Below are 16,920 nucleotides of genomic sequence, written 5' to 3' on the forward strand. Positions count from 1 at the left end.
ACTGGATTCTCTAGCATAACCGATAAACCGGCCGGCTCAAGCGGGTCCTTGCGGACTGTAGGGGTTGGGGATTCCCTGGGCCGCCAGGATGGCGGTTTCCAGAGCCTCCATGTGTTCGGCTTCATCGGTGTCGATATGATCGTAGCCCAGGGCATGCAGGACGCCATGGGTGACCAGGTGCGCCGCGTGGTGCAGTAGCGGTTTGCCCTGTTCGGCGGCTTCGCGTTCCAGGACCGGCAGGCACAGCACGATATCCCCGCTGATGAGGCCGGAAGGATCCGCGCCGTATTCGAAGGTCAGCACGTTGGTGGCGTAGTCGCGCTGCCGCCACGCGGCATTCAGGCCGCGGCCTTCCTCGGCATCGACGATACGCAGGGTCAGGGCGACGGGCTGGCCGGCGCGCGGATCGGGCGCCGCCAGGGCGTGCTCGAGTGCGCGTCCCACCCAGCGCCGCAGGCGCCAGCGGGGCAGGGCGGGGGCTTGGACCGCATACTGGATGGACAGCGAAAAATCAGGATACATGGTCACCCGCCTGCTCGTAGGCATCGACGATCCGCGCCACCAGGGGATGGCGCACCACGTCGCGGCTGGTGAACCGGGTCTGGGCGATACCGGGTACACCGTCCAGAACGTCCAGGGCGTGCAGCAGGCCGCTTTGCTGGTTCTTGGGCAGGTCCACCTGGGAGGGGTCGCCGTTGATGACCGCCTTGCTGCCAAAGCCGATCCGGGTCAGGAACATCTTCATTTGCTCGGGCGTGGTGTTCTGTGCCTCGTCCAGGATGATGAAGGCGTTGTTCAGCGTGCGCCCGCGCATGTAGGCCAGGGGTGCGATCTCGATCGTTTGTTTCTCGAACAGCCGCTGAGTCTTTTCGAAACCCAGCAGATCGTACAGGGCGTCGTAGAGCGGACGCAGATAGGGATCCACCTTTTGCACCAGGTCGCCGGGCAGAAATCCCAGGCGCTCGCCTGCCTCCACGGCGGGGCGCGTCAGGACCAGCCGTGCCACCGATTCGCGCTCCAGCGCATCGATGGCGCAGGCCACGGCCAGCCAGGTCTTGCCGGTGCCCGCCGGGCCCACGCCGAAGGTCACGTCGTGCTTCAGGATGGCGCTCAGGTAGTCGCGCTGACGGGGCGTGCGCGGCCGCAGGTCGGATTTACGGGTCCGCAGGCTCGGGCCTTCGTCGTCGACCGGGGGCAGTTCGGGCAGATCGTGCGATTGCGCGGTATTGTCCGGGCGCCGCGGGTCGCGACTGTTCAGTTCCACCAGGCCCAGCTGCAGGTCGTCGAGCGACAGCGATGACTGTGCCGAGTGCTCGTGGAACCAGCGCAGGGCGCGGCCGGCTTCGGATGCCCGGCCGCCGCGCACGCTGAAGTGGCTGCCTCGACGACTGATGGTCACGTCATAAGTCTGGGCGATCTGGCGCAGGTTCTCGTCCAGCGGGCCACACAGATTGGCCAGCTGTACGTTGTTGCCCGTCAGCTGGATGGACAGCGGGCGGTTGCCCGTGCCACGGGGGCGGGGTGTCGTCATGCGCGCACCTGATCCGTGACCGTGGTGATGATCTCGCCGCGCAGCGTATTGGTCAGGGCTTCGGTGATGCGCACGTCCACCATCTGGCCGATCAGGCGCCGTTGGCCGGCGAAATTCACGATGCGGTTGTTCTCGGTGCGGCCCTTCATGTCCTGGGGATCCTTTTTCGATGGGCCTTCGACCAGCAGGCGCTGGGTGCTGCCGACCATGGCCTGGCTGATGGCCGCCGCCTGATCGTTGATGAGGGCCTGCAGGCGATGCAGACGGCCGAGCTTGTCGGCTTCCGGTGTGGGGTCGTCGAGATCGGCGGCCGGGGTGCCCGGTCGCTTGGAATAGACGAAAGAAAAGGACTGATCGAAGCCCACGTGGCGCACCAGATCCAGGGTCTTCTGGAAGTCTTCCTCGGTTTCCCCGGGAAAGCCGACGATGAAGTCGGACGACAGCGTCATGTCGGGGCGGACTGCCTTCAGCCTGCGGATGATGGACTTGTATTCCAGCCCGGTGTAGCCGCGCTTCATGGCGGCCAGGACCCGGTCGCTGCCGGCCTGGACGGGCAGGTGCAGGAAGGGGACCAGCTTGGGCAGCTTGCCGTGCGCCTCGATCAGGCGGGCGGTCATTTCCTTGGGGTGCGAGGTCGTGTAGCGGATGCGTTCGATGCCGGGAATCTCGTGGACATATTCCAGCAGCATCGCAAAATCGGCAATCTCGCCGGCGGTCCCGGTCGGCCCGCGATAGGCGTTGACGTTCTGGCCCAGCAGGGTGACTTCCCGCACACCCTGGTCGGCCAGGTCGGCGATCTCGGTCAGCACGTCGTCGAACGGGCGGGAGACCTCGGCACCCCGGGTGTAGGGCACCACGCAGAAGCTGCAGTATTTGCTGCAGCCTTCCATGATCGACACAAAGGCCGAAGGACCGTCCACGCGGGCGGGCGGCAGGGCGTCGAATTTCTCGATCAGCGGGAAGGAAATGTCGACCTGGGACCGGCCTGTCGCCCGGCGCCGGTCGATGAGTTCGGGTAGGCGATGCAGCGTCTGCGGCCCGAACACCACGTCCACGTAGGGCGCGCGGCGCACGATGGCCTCGCCTTCCTGGCTGGCCACGCAGCCGCCCACGCCGATCACCAGGTCGGGTTTGGCCTGTTTCAGATGCTGCACCCGGCCTAGGTCGGAGAAGACCTTTTCCTGGGCTTTTTCGCGCACCGAACAGGTGTTGAACAAGATGATGTCGGCGTCGTCCGGGGTATCGGTGAGTTCCACGCCTTTGGCGGCGCGCAGAATGTCCACCATCTTTTCGGAGTCGTACTCGTTCATCTGGCAGCCGAAGGTGCGGATGAAGAGTTTTTTGTGCTGGCCGGGTTCCAGGGGCTGCAGCAGGCCAGCGAGGGTTTCGTCCTGGTTCTGACGCCAGGCCTGGTCCTTCAGGTGTTCGGCGGATTCTCGGGACGCGGGGATCACGCCGGGGCGGCGCACGGGGGTTTCTTGCATGGTCTGTCGCCGTGGCGGGTTGTCACCCCGGGGGCGGTAAAGGATGGGTAATCCGCTATTTTACTGGATGTCGCGGGTCAGCCATCCCCAATGCGATTGCATTACGCAGGATTGCCAGTTTTGCGGCCTGTTGCGCTTCCTGGGCTTCCAGAAGACACAGGCTAGCGTGCACAGCCCAAAGATCCCCGCGACAGCCCGATTTACCCCAGTTCGACTTCCGAGCCTTCCTTCTTGACGTGCTTGACCAGGTCTTCGCGCTTGATCCCCATCCACATCGCCAGGGCGGCCGCCACGAACACGGACGAATAGATCCCGAACCAGATCCCGATCGTCAGGGCCAGCGAGAAGTAGTGCAGGGTGGGGCCGCCGAAGAAGAACATCGACAGCACCATCATCTGGGTGGAGCCGTGGGTGATGATCGTCCGGGAAATGTTCTGCGTGATGGATGCGTTGATGATCTCGCGCACGGGGGCCTTGCGCTGCTTGCGGAAGTTTTCGCGGATCCGGTCCATCACCACCACGGATTCGTTGACCGAATACCCCAGTACCGCCAGCACCCCCGCGAGCACCGGCAGGGAGAATTCCCACTGGAAGAACGCGAAGAACCCCAGGATGATCACCACGTCGTGCAGGTTGGCGATTGCGCAAGAGGCGGCCAGCTTCCATTCGAAGCGGATCGCCAGATACACCATGATGCCCACCAGCACGAAGAGCAGTGCCATCAGGCCGTTGTGCAACAGTTCCTGGCCCACCTGCGGGCCGACGAATTCCACCCGGCGCAGCTGTACGTCAGGGTGCTGGGCTTGCAGGGTGGTCAGCACGGTGCGGCTTTGGACGGACGTATCTTCGTCGGGCCGTACCGGCAGGCGGATCATGACGTCTTGCGAGGTGCCGAAATTTTGCACCTGGAAGTCCTTGTAGCCCAGCGCGTCGATGGCGGTGCGGATGTCGCCCACGGGTGCCGACTGCGAATAATGGACTTCCATGACCGTGCCGCCGGTGAATTCGATCGACAGGTGAAAGCCCCGGGAAGCAATGAAAAAGACGGCGGCGAGGAAGGTCAGCAGGCTGATGAGGTTCAGGATCAGCGCATGCCGCATGAACGGGATGGTGCGATGGATGCGGAAAAATTCCATGATGAATCCTGATTAGTCTTGCTTGGGTTTCCAGATCTGTCCGATCGAGATCGATTTGAGCTTGCGCTGGCGTCCGTACCACAGGTTGGCCAGAGCGCGTACACCGACCACGGACGAGAACATCGAGGTCAGGATCCCGGTGACGTGCACGACGGCGAAGCCGCGAACAGGCCCGGTGCCGAAGGTCAGCAGCGCCACCCCCACGATCAGGCTGGTCAGGTTGGAGTCGAAAATCGTCGCCCACGCGCGGTCGAAGCCCAGGTGGATCGCCTGTTGTGGCGGCAGGCCCAGGCGTAATTCCTCTCGGATGCGCTCGTTGATCAGCACGTTGGCGTCGATGGCCATCCCCAGAGTCAGGGCGATGGCGGCGATGCCGGGCAGCGTCAGCGTGGCCTGCAGCATGGACAGGACGGCAAGCAGCAGCAGCACGTTGAAGCTCAGGCCCAGCGTCGAGAAAAGGCCAAAGAGGTGGTAATACAGGATGATGAAGACCGCGATGGCGGCAAAGCCATACAGGGTGGAATCGAAGCCCTGTTTGATGTTGGCTGCGCCCAGGCTGGGGCCGATGGTGCGTTCCTCGATGATGTGCATGGGCGCCGCCAGGGCGCCGGCGCGCAGCAGCAGTGCCACGTCGGCGGCTTCCTGGGCGGACATGCTGCCGGAAATCTGCACCTGGCCGCCCGGGATTTCAGAGCGGATCACGGGCGCTGTGACGACCTCGCCCTTGCCGTTCTCGAACAGCACGATGGCCATGCGCTTGCCGATGTTGTCGCGCGTCACGTCGCGGAAGATGCGTGCGCCTTTCGAGTCCAGCGTCAGGTTGACGGTCGGTTGCTGGGTCTGGGAATCACGGCCAGGTTGGGCGTCCTGCAGGTTCTCGCCCGTCAGGATGACCTGGCGGCGCAGCAGCAGGGGGCGGCCGTCGCGGTCGGTGTATTTCACCAGCCCAAAGGGCACGCGACCGGCGGTCAATGCGGCCACGGCCGATGGGGAATCATCCACCATGTGGATTTCCAGCGTGGCGGTGCGGCCCAGGATTTCCTTGGCCTTGGCGACGTCCTGCACACCGGGCAGCTGAACGATGATGCGGTCGCCGCCCTGCTGCTGGATGACCGGTTCGGCCACGCCCAGTTCGTTGATCCGGTTGTGCAGCGTCTGGATGTTCTGTTTCAGGGCGTTGTTCTGCACCTGGGTGATCGAGGTCGGGTTGAGCTGGCCCTCCAGCAGCCAGGTGTTGCCCGACTGGTTGCTTGTGAAGACCATTTCCGGCATGGCGCGGCGCAGGATATCGATGGCGGCGTCACGTTCGTCCTGTGTGGCGAAGGTGGCGCGCACGGACTGCTGGTTGCGCTCGACGTCCTCGGACTTCAGTTTGTGGTCGCGCAGCGTACTGCGGGCTTCGCCCGCCATGGAATCGTAGCGGCTGTTCAGCGCGCCCTGAAGATCGACCTGCAGCAGGAAATGCACCCCGCCGCGCAGGTCCAGGCCCAGATACATCGGGTGGGCGCCCAGGGACGTCAGCCAGTTCGGCGAGGCCGACATCAGGTTCAGCGCGACCGTGTAGTCCGGGTTCTGCGAATCGGGATTGAGCGCCTTGTCCAGGATGTCCTTGGCCTTGAGCTGCGTGTCGGTGGTGTCGAAACGCAGGCGCACGGATCCGACCGGACCGTTCATCTCGAAGGTACTGGCCGTAGGCGTGATGTGCGCCTGGCTGAGGATCTGGTCGGCGCGCGTCAGGGTTTCCTGATCGACCTTGGCTGACGTCTTGGCCCCCGCGATCTGGACGGCGGGCGATTCGCCGTAGAGGTTGGGCAGCGTGTACAGCACCCCAATGATGAGGGCGGCCAGCACGATCAGATACTTCCAGAGGGGGTAGCGGTTCATGGTCGATCGGAAGGTAAAGCTGAGGGGGCCGGGCGCCGCGTCGGCGGCGCTCGGGGGCGGATCAGAGCGACTTGATCGTGCCCTTGGGCAGCACGGACGTGACGGCGCTGCGCTGAACGATGGATTCCACGGCCTTGTCACCCGCTTGGGCGATTTCGACCGTCAGGTAGCTGTCGCTGACCTTGTTGATCTTGCCCAGCAGGCCGCCGGACAGGATGACCTCGTCACCCTTGGACAGCGTTTCGACCATTTTTTTGTGATCCTTCTGGCGCTTCATCTGCGGGCGGATCATCAGGAAGTAGAGGATGACGAACATCAGGATGATGGGCAGCATGCTCATCAGCGCGTTCGGTTCGCCAGCGGCGGCCTGGGCCGGAATCAGGGTCAGGGTGTCAACGAGGGACATGAAGGCTCCTGCGGAAAATCGTTGAAGTAAAAAGAGACATCGAGAGTCAAATTAACTCTTGATTGTAGCGGGATATTCGCTGGTGGATCATTCGATTCCGCGCGCCCGGTCACGCAGGAATGCCTGGCGCCAGGATTCGAAACGGTCCTGCTCGATGGCCTCGCGCATATCGGCCATCAGATTCAGGTAAAAATGCAGGTTGTGCAGGGTGTTGAGCCGAGCGCCGGTGATTTCGCCCACCCGCTGCAGATGATGCAGGTAGGATCGCGAGAAATGACTGCAGGTGTGACAGCGGCAGTCCGGATCCAGGGGGCGTGTATCGTCGCGGTAGCGGGCGTTGCGGATCTTCACGTCGCCGTAGCGGGTGAAAAGCCAGCCGTTGCGCGCGTTTCGGGTCGGCATCACGCAGTCGAACATGTCCACGCCCTGGCGCACACCCTCGACCAGATCTTCCGGGGTGCCCACGCCCATCAGGTAGCGGGGCGCGCCGGCCGGCATGCGCGGCGCGACGTGAGCCAGCACCCGCATCATGTCTTCCTTGGGTTCGCCCACCGACAGGCCGCCGATCGCGTAGCCCTCGAAGCCGATGTCGGTCAGGCCGGCCAGCGACTCGTCGCGCAGATCTTCGTACATGCCCCCCTGGATGATGCCGAACAGCGCATTGGGGTTGCGCAGATCCTGAAACGCCTGGCGCGAACGGCGCGCCCAGCGTAGCGACATGCGCATGGAGGCGGCCGCTTCTTCGTGCGTGGCGGGCCGGTCGCCGATCCGGTAGGGTGTGCACTCGTCCAGCACCATGACGATGTCGGAATTCAGGCTGCGCTGGATGCGCATGGATTCTTCCGGTGACAGGAACTGCCGCGACCCGTCGATGGGAGACGCGAAACGCACGCCTTCTTCCGTGATTTTGCGCATGCCGTCCAGGCTGAAAACCTGGAATCCGCCCGAATCGGTCAGGATCGGACGATCCCATTGCATGAAGCCATGCAGGCCGCCGTGATGATCCAGAACGTCGGTGCCGGGGCGCAGCCACAGGTGGAAGGTGTTGCCCAGCACGATCTGGGCGCCGATGTCTTCCAGTTCGTGCGGCAACATGGCCTTGACGCTGCCGTAGGTGCCCACGGGCATGAAGATCGGCGTCTGGACGACGCCGTGGTTCAGGGTCAGGCGGCCGCGCCGCGCGGCGCCGTCCGTGTGCAGCAGGTCGAATTGCAATCCGGTCATGGGGTCTGGGCAGGGGAGGTCTGGGCGGCCTCGATGAACATGGCGTCGCCGTAGCTGAAGAATCGGTAGCGCGATTGTACGGCGTGCTCGTAGGCGCGCCGGATGGGTTCCATGCCGGCGAGCGCCGACACCAGCATCAGCAGGGTCGACTGCGGCAGGTGAAAATTGGTGATCAGCGCATCGACGTGGGCGAAACGATAGCCGGGCGTGATGAAGATCCGGGTGTCGCCCTCGGTCGCGTGCTCGCCGTCGCCTTCGTGCGCGGCGGCCTCGAGGGACCGGACGCTGGTGGTGCCCACGGCGATCACGCGTCCACCCCGGGCACGGGTCTCGCGGATCTTGCGCAAGGTCTCGGCGGGCACGACATAGCGTTCGGCATGCATGATGTGGTCGCGGATGTGCGTCACGCGCACCGGCTGGAACGTCCCCGCGCCCACATGCAGCGTAACGAAGGCGGTGTCGATGCCCTGGGCCCGCAGGCGATCGAGCATGGCCTCATCGAAGTGCAGGCCGGCTGTGGGTGCGGCGACCGCGCCGGGCTTGTCGGCATAGACCGTCTGATAGCGGGACTCGTCGTCGCTGTCGGCCCGATGGGTGATGTAGGGGGGCAGAGGCACGCTGCCGTGGCGCTCCAGCAGGTCCAGCACGGCGTCGGGGAACGCCAGCTCGAAGAGGGCATCCTCGCGGCCGGTGACCTCGGCCTCGAAGGCGCCGTCGGCCAGTATCAGGCGGGTACCCGGGCGAGGCGACTTGCTGGCCCGGATGTGGGCCAGGGCATGCTGGGGGTCGAGGATGCGCTCGATCAGGACTTCGACCTGGCCGCCGCTGGCCTTGTGGCCCCGCAGGCGCGCCTTGATGACGCGGGTGTCATTGAAGACCAGCAGGTCGCCGGCCCGCAGCAGCGCCGGCAGGTCTGTGAATTGCCGGTCATGCAGGCCACCGCCCGCGTCCAGATGCAGCAGCCGGCTGGCATCACGCCGTTCGGCGGGGTGCTGGGCGATGAGTTCGGGGGGCAGGTGGTAGTCGAAGTCGGAGATGTCCAGGTCGGACGCGACTGGGGTATTGGGCATTGGCGGGTAGAGCCGGAGAAAGACAAGTCGGCGGGTATTGTAAACCCGCGTGGCAATGGGGATTTTTGCCGTCGTCGTCCGGCGCATGCGTGCCCGTTGCTGTCCGCATCGGCCCCATACGCCAAGGTTTGGATTATGCTGACGGTTTTTGTCGGGTGGCACCATGGGTCGGGCGGCGCAGCAGCGGAATCGGCGACAATCTTTTCAGCCAGAAGACCAGTCCGCCAGGACGTGGTCAGGGTGGCGGCGCCTGGCGTGCAATGCACTGGCGATCGGTGTGCTGGCGGGGGCCGCTGCGTCTGTCGCCGCGCAGGCCTTGCCGCCCGAACTGCAGAAGGCCTGGAAGGCCACCCGGCTGCCTGATTCATCGCTGTCGCTCGAAATCCGCGAGGCGGGCGGGCCGGTGATCAGCCGGATCAATGCCGGCGTACCACGCAATCCGGCTTCCGTCATGAAGACCGTCACCACGTGGTCGGCCCTGTCCACGCTGGGGCCGGACTATGTCTGGCGCACGCAGTTTCTGGCCAATGCCGGCGCCCGGGTCGACGACCAGGGCACGCTGCAGGGGCCGTTGTATGTCAAAGCGGCGGGCGACCCCTGGTTCACGGTCCAGGATCTGTGGAACGTTCTGCGTGAACTGCGTCTGCGCGGGATCAAGAACCTCTCCGACGTCGTGGTGGACCGTAGTCTGTTCGGTAATGTGTCCATCGACCCGGGCGAATTCGATGATTCGCCCGACCGTCCCTACAATGCCAGCCCGGACGCGATGATGGTCGGCTTCGGGGCGACGCGGGTCCTGTTCCAGCCCGACGAGAAGAACCGCCAGTGGATCCCGATCATCGATCCGCCGACCCGCAATGTCCGGGTCGAAGGGCGTGTGGATTGGGAAGAAGGCCGCTGCAAGCCGGCCACCGGGTTCTCGGTGGATGCGCGGGTCCAGAGCGGCATCACGACGGTGCGTGTGGCGGGCAAGGCGACCGGATCCTGCGGCGAATTCAGCATTTATCGGCTGGCCGGCTCGCAGGCGGACCACTTCGAAGCCCTGTTCCGTCTGCTGTGGCAGGAACTGGGCGGCACGTTGGGGCGCGGGTTCCAGAACGGGCGGGTACCGGCAAAGACCGAGGTCCTGGCCTGGCATGATTCGCCGGTGCTGGCCGATGTCATTCGTCAGATCAACAAGCACAGCAACAACGTCATGGCGCGCATGACCTTGCTGACCTTGGCGGCCGACCTGAACGGCCCTGGCGCTACGCCCGAAAGCGGCGATCGCGCCGTGCAGCAGGTGCTCACGCGCCAGAAGATCGATCTCACCGGCTGGGTGCTGGACAACGGCTCCGGTCTGTCGCGTCAGGGACGGGTGACGGCGCAAGGGCTCGCGCAGATGCTGGATGTCGCCTGGCGCTCGCCGCTGATGCCGGAGTTTGTCTCGTCCCTGTCGATTGCGGGGATGGACGGCACGATGCGCAAACGGCTGCGCTCGGCGGACACCCGGGGCCAGGCCCACATGAAGACCGGCACGCTGAAGGATTCCCGCGCGCTGGCCGGCTATGTGCGGGGTGTCAGCGGTAAACGCTATATCGTGGTCAGTCTGGTCAACCACCCCGGCGCTGCGGCGGTGCGGCCCTTCGACGACGAAATCGTGCGCTGGTTGGCGAACCGCTGAGGGCGGTGGTGGTTCCCGACAGGGGGGTTACACTGCTCGACAACGCATTCCTGACGACTGAACCGCCATGCCCATCCACGAAATCCACCACCCCTTGATCCGTCACAAACTGGGCCTGATGCGGCGGGCGGACCTCAGCACGAAGAATTTCCGTGAAATGGCGCAGGAAATCGGTGCCTTGCTCACCTACGAGGCCACCAAGGACCTGCCACTGGAGGCCTCCCGCATCACCGGCTGGGCGGGCGAACTGGATGTCGAAAAGCTGGCCGGAAAGAAAGTCACGGTCGTGCCCATCCTGCGCGCCGGGATCGGCATGCTCGATGGTGTGCTCAGCCTGATTCCGGGGGCCAAGGTCAGCGCCGTGGGCATCGCCCGCAACGAGGAAACCCTGAAGGCCCAGCCCTATCTGGAAAAACTGGTTGGACAGCTGGATCAACGCCTGGCGCTGATCGTCGATCCCATGCTGGCGACGGGCGGCTCCATGGTGGCCGCCATCGACATGCTCAAGCAGGCGGGCTGCCGCAACGTACGCGCGCTGGTGCTGGTGGCCGCCCCCGAGGGTATCGCCGCTGTGGATCGCGCCCATCCGGATGTGCATATCTACACGGCATCCATCGACGACCACCTGAACCAGGATGGCTACATCATCCCGGGGCTGGGGGATGCGGGGGACCGGATCTTTGGCACGCGCCAGAAGCCGGATTGACCGTCTCTGCCGGCGTGGGGCGGCCAGACGTCCGGATACCGGACATGGTGTTGTGAGATATCAAACGATCGCGTGTTTTGATACCCGGACGGCGCCGGTTCGGGTAGGATGAAGTCCTGACCTTCTCATCAACAGGAGCTGTTCATGGCCATACGCAAATCCATTCCCACCCAATCCGCGGGTGACGCCCTGATCGAAGATCTGAAGTCCAGCCTGGATCGGGCTGAACAGCTGCTGCGCGAGGCGGCCGATGCCACCGGCGATAAGGCGACCGACCTGCGCGCCCGCGCGCTGCAGGCTCTGGATCAGGGGCGCGCCGTGCTGTCGGAAACCCAGGAAACGCTGCTGGAGCAGGGACGCAAGGTCGCCCACGATACGGATGAATACGTCCAGTCCAACCCCTGGAAGGCTGTTGGGATCGCGGGGGTTGCCGGTCTGCTGCTGGGCGCGCTGCTGTCGCGGCGCTGATCGCGATGGGGGCGCTTGGACACGCATTGGTGGATCTGGCTGCGCAGAGCGCGGCCCTGATCGGAACGCGCCTCGAACTCTTCAGCCTCGAGGCGCGGGATGCCCGTGATCGCTTGCTGTGCCGTCTGGCGCTGCTGCTCGCTTCGGCGATCTTCCTGCTGCTGGCGCTGCTGGTGGCGACACTGGCGATTGCGCTGGCGTACTGGCCGACCGAACACCGCTTTCTGGCACTGGGTCTGCTGGCGCTGCTGTATGCCGTGCTGGGCATCGCCCTGGCCGGGTGCCTGGTGTGGCGTGCGCGGCGGGATCCCGATCCTTTTGCAGTCACAATCGATGTCCTGCGCGAGGACGCCCAGTCGCTGGGGCGCGGCGTGGGCGGCTCGGGTGGGGCGAACCCCGCCCCGGGCGCTTCCGTCAGCCCGTCGGGCACTGGCGATGAAACCGGCCGCCGCGCGGATCGTGGCCAACCTCCGGAGGTGACGCCATGAAGTCGATGTCGCGCTCAGCGGTCTCTGCCCAGGACAGGCGCCTGCGCATCGAGTTATTGCGCATGCGCGCCGGCTACGAGAGGGTGGCTCTGGGTCAAAGCGCTTGCCGGCTGGCCGGCAGTCTGCAGCCCCGGATGCTGGTCGACCAGGCGGGTGGCTGGCTGCGCGACATGGGATTCGGCTGGCTGGGCCTCGGCCTGGGGTCCCTGCGGCGGTATCCGCTGATCTTGTCCCTGCTGGGCTCTGTGGTGTCCAATCCGCGCCGCCGCCGGATCGCCCTGAAGACTGCGCTGATCGCCGGCCTGGTCTGGCTAGGCAAGCGCCATCGCCGGGACACCGATGTGCCGGGTTGAAGATTCCTACAGGCCCAACTGATCCCAGATGGCGTCCACCCGTTGCTTGACCTCATCGGACATCCGGATCGGGCGTCCCCATTCGCGCTGGGTCTCCCCCGGCCATTTGTTGGTGGCGTCCAGCCCCATCTTGCCGCCCAGGCCGGACACCGGCGAGGCAAAGTCCAGATAATCGATCGGGGTGTTTTCGACCAATAGCGTGTCGCGCACCGGGTCCATGCGGGTGGTCATGGCCCAGATGACCTCGGCCCAATTGCGCGTGTCGATATCCTCGTCCACCACGACGATGAACTTGGTGTACATGAACTGGCGCAGCACGCTCCACAGGCCAAACAGGATGCGCTTGGCGTGGCCGGGGTACTGCTTGCGGATCGATACCACCGCCAGGCGGTAGCTGCAGCCTTCGGGGGGCAGGTAAAAATCCATGATCTCGGGGAACTGGCGCTTGAGCAAGGGCACGAAGACCTCGTTCAGCGCCACGCCCAGGATTGCGGGCTCGTCGGGCGGCTTGCCGGTATAGGTACTGTGGTAGATGGGGTTGCGCCGGTGGGTGATGCGTTCGACGGTGAACACCGGGAACCAGTCCTGTTCGTTGTAATAGCCGGTGTGGTCGCCGTAAGGGCCTTCCAGCGCCATTTCGTAGCCGGTGTCCGGCGGGGCCGAGACGCCATCCGGGACATCCGGCCGATGCGCGCGCGGATCCGAGGCGGGCAGGATATGGCCTTCCAGGACGATCTCGGCCTGGGCCGGAACCTGCAGGCCGCTGCCCAGCGCGGCCGCCAGTTCGGTGCGCGATCCCCGCAGCAAGCCGGCAAATTGGTATTCGGACAGGCTGTCGGGGATGGGTGTCACGGCCGCCAGCAGCGTGGCGGGATCGGTACCCAGAGCCACGGCGATCGGGAAGGGCTCGCCCGGGTGGGCCAGCCGGTGATCGCGGAAATCCAGTGCGCCGCCACGATGCGACAGCCAGCGCATGATGAGTTTGTTGCGGCCGATGAGCTGCTGGCGGTAGATGCCCAGATTCTGGCGCCGGGCGTTGGGCCCGCGCGTGATCACCAGGCCCCAGGTCAGCAGCGGTGCCACGTCGTCGGGCCAGCAGCTTTGCAGCGGCAGGGCGTTCAGGTCCACGTCCTGTCCTTCGATGACAATTTCCTGGCAGGGCGCCGAGCGGACCTGGCGCGGATTCATGTCCCACAGGGCGGATTTCAGCAGCGCAACCTTGGACAGGGCGTCGCGCATGCCCTGCGGTGGCGTCGGCTCGCGCAGCGAGGCCAGCAGTTCGCCGACGTCGCGCAGGGCGGAGACGTCATCCGCGCCCATTCCCCAGGCGACCCGTTGCGGCGTGCCAAACAGGTTTGCCAGGACCGGAATGTCGCTGGTCCGGCCGCCGTGTTGGGCATTCTCGAACAGCAAGGCGGGACCACCCGATCGCAGCACCCGGTCGCTGATCTCGGTCATTTCCAGCGTCGTGGAGACGGGGTGCGCGATGCGTTTGAGCTGGCCCTGGCGCTCAAGCTGGGCGATGAAGTCCCGAAGGTCGCGGTATTTCACAGTGGTCGTCAATCAGGTTACAGTGTGGTCGTGCCAAAGATTACCATTCCCCCCGCCCGCACGGCGGCCAGAGGCCATCATGTCCGCCGGGCCGATTTCTGAACGGCTGCTGCATGGCGTGCGCGCCGTGCTGTACCCCGTGGGCGAATTCGTTCACGTCAGTGCCATCTATCTGGGTCTGGCGGTCCTGACCACGCTGGGCCTGAGCCTGGTGCTGCCGTCAATGCGCCAGCAGTCCCAGCAGCTGCATGAAGTCGTGCTTGCCATGTTTCAGGCCCACGACACGGGTTACGCGCCCATCGACACGGACAGCTGGTCGCCGCCTGTGGACCTGACTCAGGCGCCGGACGTCACCGCCCCCGCCGCCTCGGAATCCGCCGGATCCGTTGCCGGGGCGACAACCGGATCCCCGGCGGGACCTGCCGCCCAGACACCCGCACCCGTTGCCCAGCATCCGCGGCTTGCCTCGGCCAACGCGGATTTTTTCCAGGCGCTGGCGGCCAGCATGCGTGATCAGCCCATCCCCGGCGTGTCCGCGGGCCAGGCGCAGGGGCTGCGCAGCTACCTGGCACGCAAATACCGGATTGCCTCTAGTGTCGCGGGGGCGCTGGCCCGCACGGCCTTCATCATCGGCAAGGAATTCAACGTCGATCCGCAACTGCTGCTGGCGGTGATCGCCATCGAATCGCGCTACAACCCCTTCGTCGAAAGCGCGGTCGGTGCCCAGGGCCTGATGCAGATCATGGGCAGCGTCCATCGGGACAAGCTGCGGACCAGCGGCGGGCCGGCCGCGATCTTCAACCCCGTCGTCAATATCCGGATCGGCACCCAGATTCTGGCCGACTGCATCCGCCGCCGCGGTTCGATCGAAGGCGGCCTGGCGTGCTATGTGGGTGCGTCGGGGCCCGACGACGGCGGCTACGGCGCCAGTGTCCTGGCGGAACGGCGCCGGATCGCGCTGGCGTCCGGCATTCCGTTGGGCAAGAAATAAGGCGCTTCCCGCCTTCTTGTCGAAAGCGGTTCGCATGGAGAAGCGCCGGGCGGGAGCGCCGGGATCCGGCGTCGCTACGGTGCCGTCGGCACGGTCATCAACGGCGCGCGGCTGGGGCGGGAAGCGATCCACGCGCCCAGCGACACGCAGATCAGCCCGCCGATCAGCCAGGCGGTTGGCGGCTCGTCGGCCAGTTGTTTGGGCAGGAACAGCAAGTAGACCGGCAGGTAGACCAACGCCGAACCGAGCGTGACGAACCGCGTCAGGGTCCAGGGACTGTAGTGCCAGCGTTTGACCAGCCCCCATTCAGGTAGGGCACCGCAGCACACAGCACGCCGGCTGCGATCACCAGCAAGCCGCGCCAACGCGCCAAAGTTGGCCACCCGCCGATCAGTTCGGCACAGGATCTGCGTACGCGCACGCTGCTGACCTTTGAATCCGACTGCGCGTACCGTCGACGCTTGGAGAGTTGGCTGAGTGCCGACCAAGTGGTGGCCGAACGGATTATCGAACTGGCTTCCTACCACGCGATCATCGGCTGCGTGGCTTCCGGCATGGGCATCGCGCTGGTGCCGCAAAGCCTGCTCGAAAAGCTCAACGTCGGCGAAACAGTATCGATCCATCCGCTGCCACCCGCACTGGCGCGCGTGACCACGGTACTGATCCACCGCCGCGAAAAAATCAGTGGCGCGGTGGAGGCACTGCTGCGGATACTGTGCGACGGCAGCGCGGAAAAAGCGTGCGCTGGTCAGCCTTAGCTTTTATTTAGCACACCAGGTCCTGGGTGGCTGCCGGGCAGAGCCGGCCCAGGAAGGTCTCCATGCGGCCCACGGCCTCGTGCAGGCGGTCCAGGCCCGTCGCATAGGAAAATCGCACAGTATGGGCCGCGTGGGCCTGGCCGAAATCCAGTCCCGGAACGGCGGCCACGCCAGCGTCCTGAAGCAGGCGCCGGCAGAATTCGGTGCTGTCCAGCCCGAATGAGCGAACGTCCGCGAAAATGTAGAAAGCCCCGTCGGGGGCCGCCGGGACGCGCACGCCCAGGCGGGCGAATTCCGGCAGCAGGTAATCGCGCCGTTCCTTGAAGGACAGGCGGCGGCGTTCGTAGATCTGCATGACTTCCGGCTCGAAGCAGCTGAGCGCCGCATGCTGGGCCAGGGCCGAGGCGCAGATCGCCAGGCTGGCGGCCATCCGCTCGATCGCGGGCATCAGCGTGGCCGGGGCCATCAGCCAGCCCAGGCGCCAGCCCGTCATGTGAAAGTATTTCGAGAAGCTGTTGATGACCACCAGATCGTCGTCCAGCGTCAGGGCGCTTTGCGGGGGTTCGTCGTAATACAGGCCCAGGTAGATCTCGTCCATGATGACGAAGCCGCCGCGTGCGCGGACGGCCGCGATCAGCGCGCGCAGTGCCTCGCGCGGCATGGACGTGCCAGTCGGATTGCTGGGGGATGCGATGAGTACGCCCCGGGTGGCAGGGCCCCAGTGGGTTTCGATGTCTTCGGGCCGCAACTGGAATCGGTGTTCCGCCGTGGTGGGCACCAGCTGTGTGATGCCCCCGGCCGCCGTGATGAAATTCTGGTTGGCCGGATAGGACGGATCGGGCATCAGGATTTCGTCGCCCGGATTGATCAGCGCCAGGGCGGCCAGCATCAGCGCCCCCGAGGCGCCCGAGGTGACGAGGATCCGGGAAGGGTCCACGTGTGCACCGAAGTGCGTGTCGTAGTAATGGGCGATGGCCTCGCGCAGAGCGGGGATGCCGGCTGGGGCCGTGTAGCCGCTCAGGCCCGCGTCGGCGGCACGGTTCAGGGTCTCCAGGACCCGGGCGGGGGCGGTGAAGTCGGGTTCGCCGATGCCCAGGCTGATGATGTCACGGCCCTGGGCCGCCAGGGCCTGCGCCTGTTTCAGGACTTCCACGGCGTAGAATGGCACCGTGCGTTCGGTTCTGTCGGCCAGTCGGACCATGACATC

18 protein-coding genes are annotated in these 16,920 nt (G+C 65.4%); 7 read left to right on the plus strand and 11 right to left on the minus strand.

Features of this window, described 5'->3' with window-relative positions:
• Window positions 1–36 precede the first annotated feature (36 nt).
• From ybeY to queA, 8 genes are all read right to left on the minus strand, one after another.
• On the minus strand, window positions 37–522 hold the full coding sequence (gene ybeY / locus ABCV34_RS15335) for an rRNA maturation RNase YbeY (protein WP_345797084.1): 486 nt from the start codon (window positions 520–522) through the stop codon (window positions 37–39).
• Window positions 512–1,531, minus strand: coding sequence for a PhoH family protein (locus ABCV34_RS15340; RefSeq protein WP_345797085.1), 1,020 nt, complete (start codon window positions 1,529–1,531; stop codon window positions 512–514). The genes ybeY and ABCV34_RS15340 overlap by 11 nt, the downstream gene beginning before the upstream one ends.
• Window positions 1,528–3,015 (minus strand): tRNA (N6-isopentenyl adenosine(37)-C2)-methylthiotransferase MiaB, encoded by a 1,488-nt coding sequence (gene miaB, locus ABCV34_RS15345; RefSeq protein WP_345797086.1) that lies wholly within the window; start codon window positions 3,013–3,015, stop codon window positions 1,528–1,530. Before miaB ends, ABCV34_RS15340 begins: the two co-directional genes overlap by 4 nt.
• 200 nt (window positions 3,016–3,215) lie before the next feature.
• Window positions 3,216–4,151: a protein translocase subunit SecF gene (gene secF / locus ABCV34_RS15350; RefSeq protein ID WP_345797087.1), complete on the minus strand. Its 936-nt coding sequence runs from the start codon at window positions 4,149–4,151 to the stop codon at window positions 3,216–3,218.
• Between the two features lie 12 nt (window positions 4,152–4,163).
• Window positions 4,164–6,035: a protein translocase subunit SecD gene (gene secD / locus ABCV34_RS15355; protein ID WP_345797089.1), complete on the minus strand. Its 1,872-nt coding sequence runs from the start codon at window positions 6,033–6,035 to the stop codon at window positions 4,164–4,166.
• 61 nt (window positions 6,036–6,096) lie between these two features.
• Window positions 6,097–6,441 (minus strand): preprotein translocase subunit YajC, encoded by a 345-nt coding sequence (yajC, locus tag ABCV34_RS15360; protein WP_345797091.1) that lies wholly within the window; start codon window positions 6,439–6,441, stop codon window positions 6,097–6,099.
• 87 nt (window positions 6,442–6,528) lie between these two features.
• Window positions 6,529–7,665, minus strand: a complete 1,137-nt coding sequence (gene tgt, locus ABCV34_RS15365; RefSeq protein ID WP_345797092.1) for a tRNA guanosine(34) transglycosylase Tgt — start codon at window positions 7,663–7,665, stop codon at window positions 6,529–6,531.
• Window positions 7,662–8,735, minus strand: a complete 1,074-nt coding sequence (queA, locus tag ABCV34_RS15370) for a tRNA preQ1(34) S-adenosylmethionine ribosyltransferase-isomerase QueA (protein WP_345797093.1) — start codon at window positions 8,733–8,735, stop codon at window positions 7,662–7,664. Before queA ends, tgt begins: the two co-directional genes overlap by 4 nt.
• Window positions 8,736–8,898: 163 nt before the next feature.
• Here queA and dacB point away from each other — a divergent pair, with 163 nt between their 5' ends.
• The 5 genes from dacB (at window position 8,899) to ABCV34_RS15395 (ending at window position 12,413) form a co-directional block, all read left to right on the plus strand.
• Window positions 8,899–10,398, plus strand: a complete 1,500-nt coding sequence (dacB, locus tag ABCV34_RS15375) for a D-alanyl-D-alanine carboxypeptidase/D-alanyl-D-alanine-endopeptidase (protein ID WP_345797094.1) — start codon at window positions 8,899–8,901, stop codon at window positions 10,396–10,398.
• Window positions 10,399–10,465: 67 nt separating this feature from the next.
• A complete protein-coding gene (upp, locus tag ABCV34_RS15380) occupies window positions 10,466–11,104 on the plus strand; it encodes a uracil phosphoribosyltransferase (RefSeq protein WP_345797095.1) in 639 nt (212 codons plus the stop codon).
• 144 nt (window positions 11,105–11,248) lie between these two features.
• Window positions 11,249–11,572 carry a DUF883 family protein gene (locus ABCV34_RS15385; RefSeq protein WP_345797097.1) on the plus strand — a complete coding sequence of 108 codons (324 nt, stop codon included), beginning with the start codon at window positions 11,249–11,251 and terminating at the stop codon, window positions 11,570–11,572.
• Window positions 11,573–11,577: 5 nt separating this feature from the next.
• Complete coding sequence (locus tag ABCV34_RS15390) at window positions 11,578–12,060, plus strand: phage holin family protein (RefSeq protein ID WP_345797098.1); 483 nt, start codon at window positions 11,578–11,580, stop codon at window positions 12,058–12,060.
• On the plus strand, window positions 12,057–12,413 hold the full coding sequence (locus ABCV34_RS15395) for a hypothetical protein (protein WP_345797099.1): 357 nt from the start codon (window positions 12,057–12,059) through the stop codon (window positions 12,411–12,413). The genes ABCV34_RS15390 and ABCV34_RS15395 overlap by 4 nt, the downstream gene beginning before the upstream one ends.
• Before the next feature lie 6 nt (window positions 12,414–12,419).
• Here the strand turns inward: ABCV34_RS15395 and ABCV34_RS15400 are convergent, their stop codons facing one another.
• A complete protein-coding gene (locus ABCV34_RS15400) occupies window positions 12,420–13,964 on the minus strand; it encodes a UbiD family decarboxylase (protein ID WP_345798805.1) in 1,545 nt (514 codons plus the stop codon).
• Window positions 13,965–14,043: 79 nt separating this feature from the next.
• On the opposite strand from ABCV34_RS15400, the gene ABCV34_RS15405 reads away from it, so the two are divergent.
• Entirely contained in the window at window positions 14,044–14,955 is a 912-nt protein-coding gene (locus ABCV34_RS15405) for a lytic transglycosylase domain-containing protein (protein ID WP_345797100.1), read from the plus strand.
• 74 nt (window positions 14,956–15,029) lie between these two features.
• On the opposite strand, the gene ABCV34_RS15410 is transcribed toward ABCV34_RS15405, so the two are convergent.
• Window positions 15,030–15,338, minus strand: a complete 309-nt coding sequence (locus ABCV34_RS15410) for a hypothetical protein (protein ID WP_345797101.1) — start codon at window positions 15,336–15,338, stop codon at window positions 15,030–15,032.
• 42 nt (window positions 15,339–15,380) lie between these two features.
• Here ABCV34_RS15410 and ABCV34_RS15415 point away from each other — a divergent pair, with 42 nt between their 5' ends.
• Window positions 15,381–15,713: a LysR substrate-binding domain-containing protein gene (locus ABCV34_RS15415; protein WP_345798806.1), complete on the plus strand. Its 333-nt coding sequence runs from the start codon at window positions 15,381–15,383 to the stop codon at window positions 15,711–15,713.
• A 7-nt stretch (window positions 15,714–15,720) separates the two neighbouring features.
• On the opposite strand, the gene ABCV34_RS15420 is transcribed toward ABCV34_RS15415, so the two are convergent.
• On the minus strand, window positions 15,721–16,914 hold the full coding sequence (locus tag ABCV34_RS15420) for a pyridoxal phosphate-dependent aminotransferase (RefSeq protein ID WP_345797102.1): 1,194 nt from the start codon (window positions 16,912–16,914) through the stop codon (window positions 15,721–15,723).
• Window positions 16,915–16,920 lie beyond the last annotated feature (6 nt).

This window comes from Castellaniella sp. MT123 (assembly GCF_039614765.1).
Lineage (GTDB): Bacteria > Pseudomonadota > Gammaproteobacteria > Burkholderiales > Burkholderiaceae_B > Castellaniella.

Bases quoted from the DNA above. Each gene is read 5' to 3' on its own strand.
- ybeY (WP_345797084.1), bottom strand. From the start codon at position 522: ATGTATCCTGATTTTTCGCTGTCCATCCAGTATGCGGTCCAAGCCCCC.
- ABCV34_RS15340 (WP_345797085.1), bottom strand. From the start codon at position 1,531: ATGACGACACCCCGCCCCCGTGGCACGGGCAACCGCCCGCTGTCCATC.
- miaB (WP_345797086.1), bottom strand. From the start codon at position 3,015: ATGCAAGAAACCCCCGTGCGCCGCCCCGGCGTGATCCCCGCGTCCCGA.
- secF (WP_345797087.1), bottom strand. From the start codon at position 4,151: ATGGAATTTTTCCGCATCCATCGCACCATCCCGTTCATGCGGCATGCG.
- secD (WP_345797089.1), bottom strand. From the start codon at position 6,035: ATGAACCGCTACCCCCTCTGGAAGTATCTGATCGTGCTGGCCGCCCTC.
- yajC (WP_345797091.1), bottom strand. From the start codon at position 6,441: ATGTCCCTCGTTGACACCCTGACCCTGATTCCGGCCCAGGCCGCCGCT.
- tgt (WP_345797092.1), bottom strand. From the start codon at position 7,665: ATGACCGGATTGCAATTCGACCTGCTGCACACGGACGGCGCCGCGCGG.
- queA (WP_345797093.1), bottom strand. From the start codon at position 8,735: ATGCCCAATACCCCAGTCGCGTCCGACCTGGACATCTCCGACTTCGAC.
- dacB (WP_345797094.1), top strand. From the start codon at position 8,899: ATGGGTCGGGCGGCGCAGCAGCGGAATCGGCGACAATCTTTTCAGCCA.
- upp (WP_345797095.1), top strand. From the start codon at position 10,466: ATGCCCATCCACGAAATCCACCACCCCTTGATCCGTCACAAACTGGGC.
- ABCV34_RS15385 (WP_345797097.1), top strand. From the start codon at position 11,249: ATGGCCATACGCAAATCCATTCCCACCCAATCCGCGGGTGACGCCCTG.
- ABCV34_RS15390 (WP_345797098.1), top strand. From the start codon at position 11,578: ATGGGGGCGCTTGGACACGCATTGGTGGATCTGGCTGCGCAGAGCGCG.
- ABCV34_RS15395 (WP_345797099.1), top strand. From the start codon at position 12,057: ATGAAGTCGATGTCGCGCTCAGCGGTCTCTGCCCAGGACAGGCGCCTG.
- ABCV34_RS15405 (WP_345797100.1), top strand. From the start codon at position 14,044: ATGTCCGCCGGGCCGATTTCTGAACGGCTGCTGCATGGCGTGCGCGCC.
- ABCV34_RS15420 (WP_345797102.1), bottom strand. From the start codon at position 16,914: ATGGTCCGACTGGCCGACAGAACCGAACGCACGGTGCCATTCTACGCC.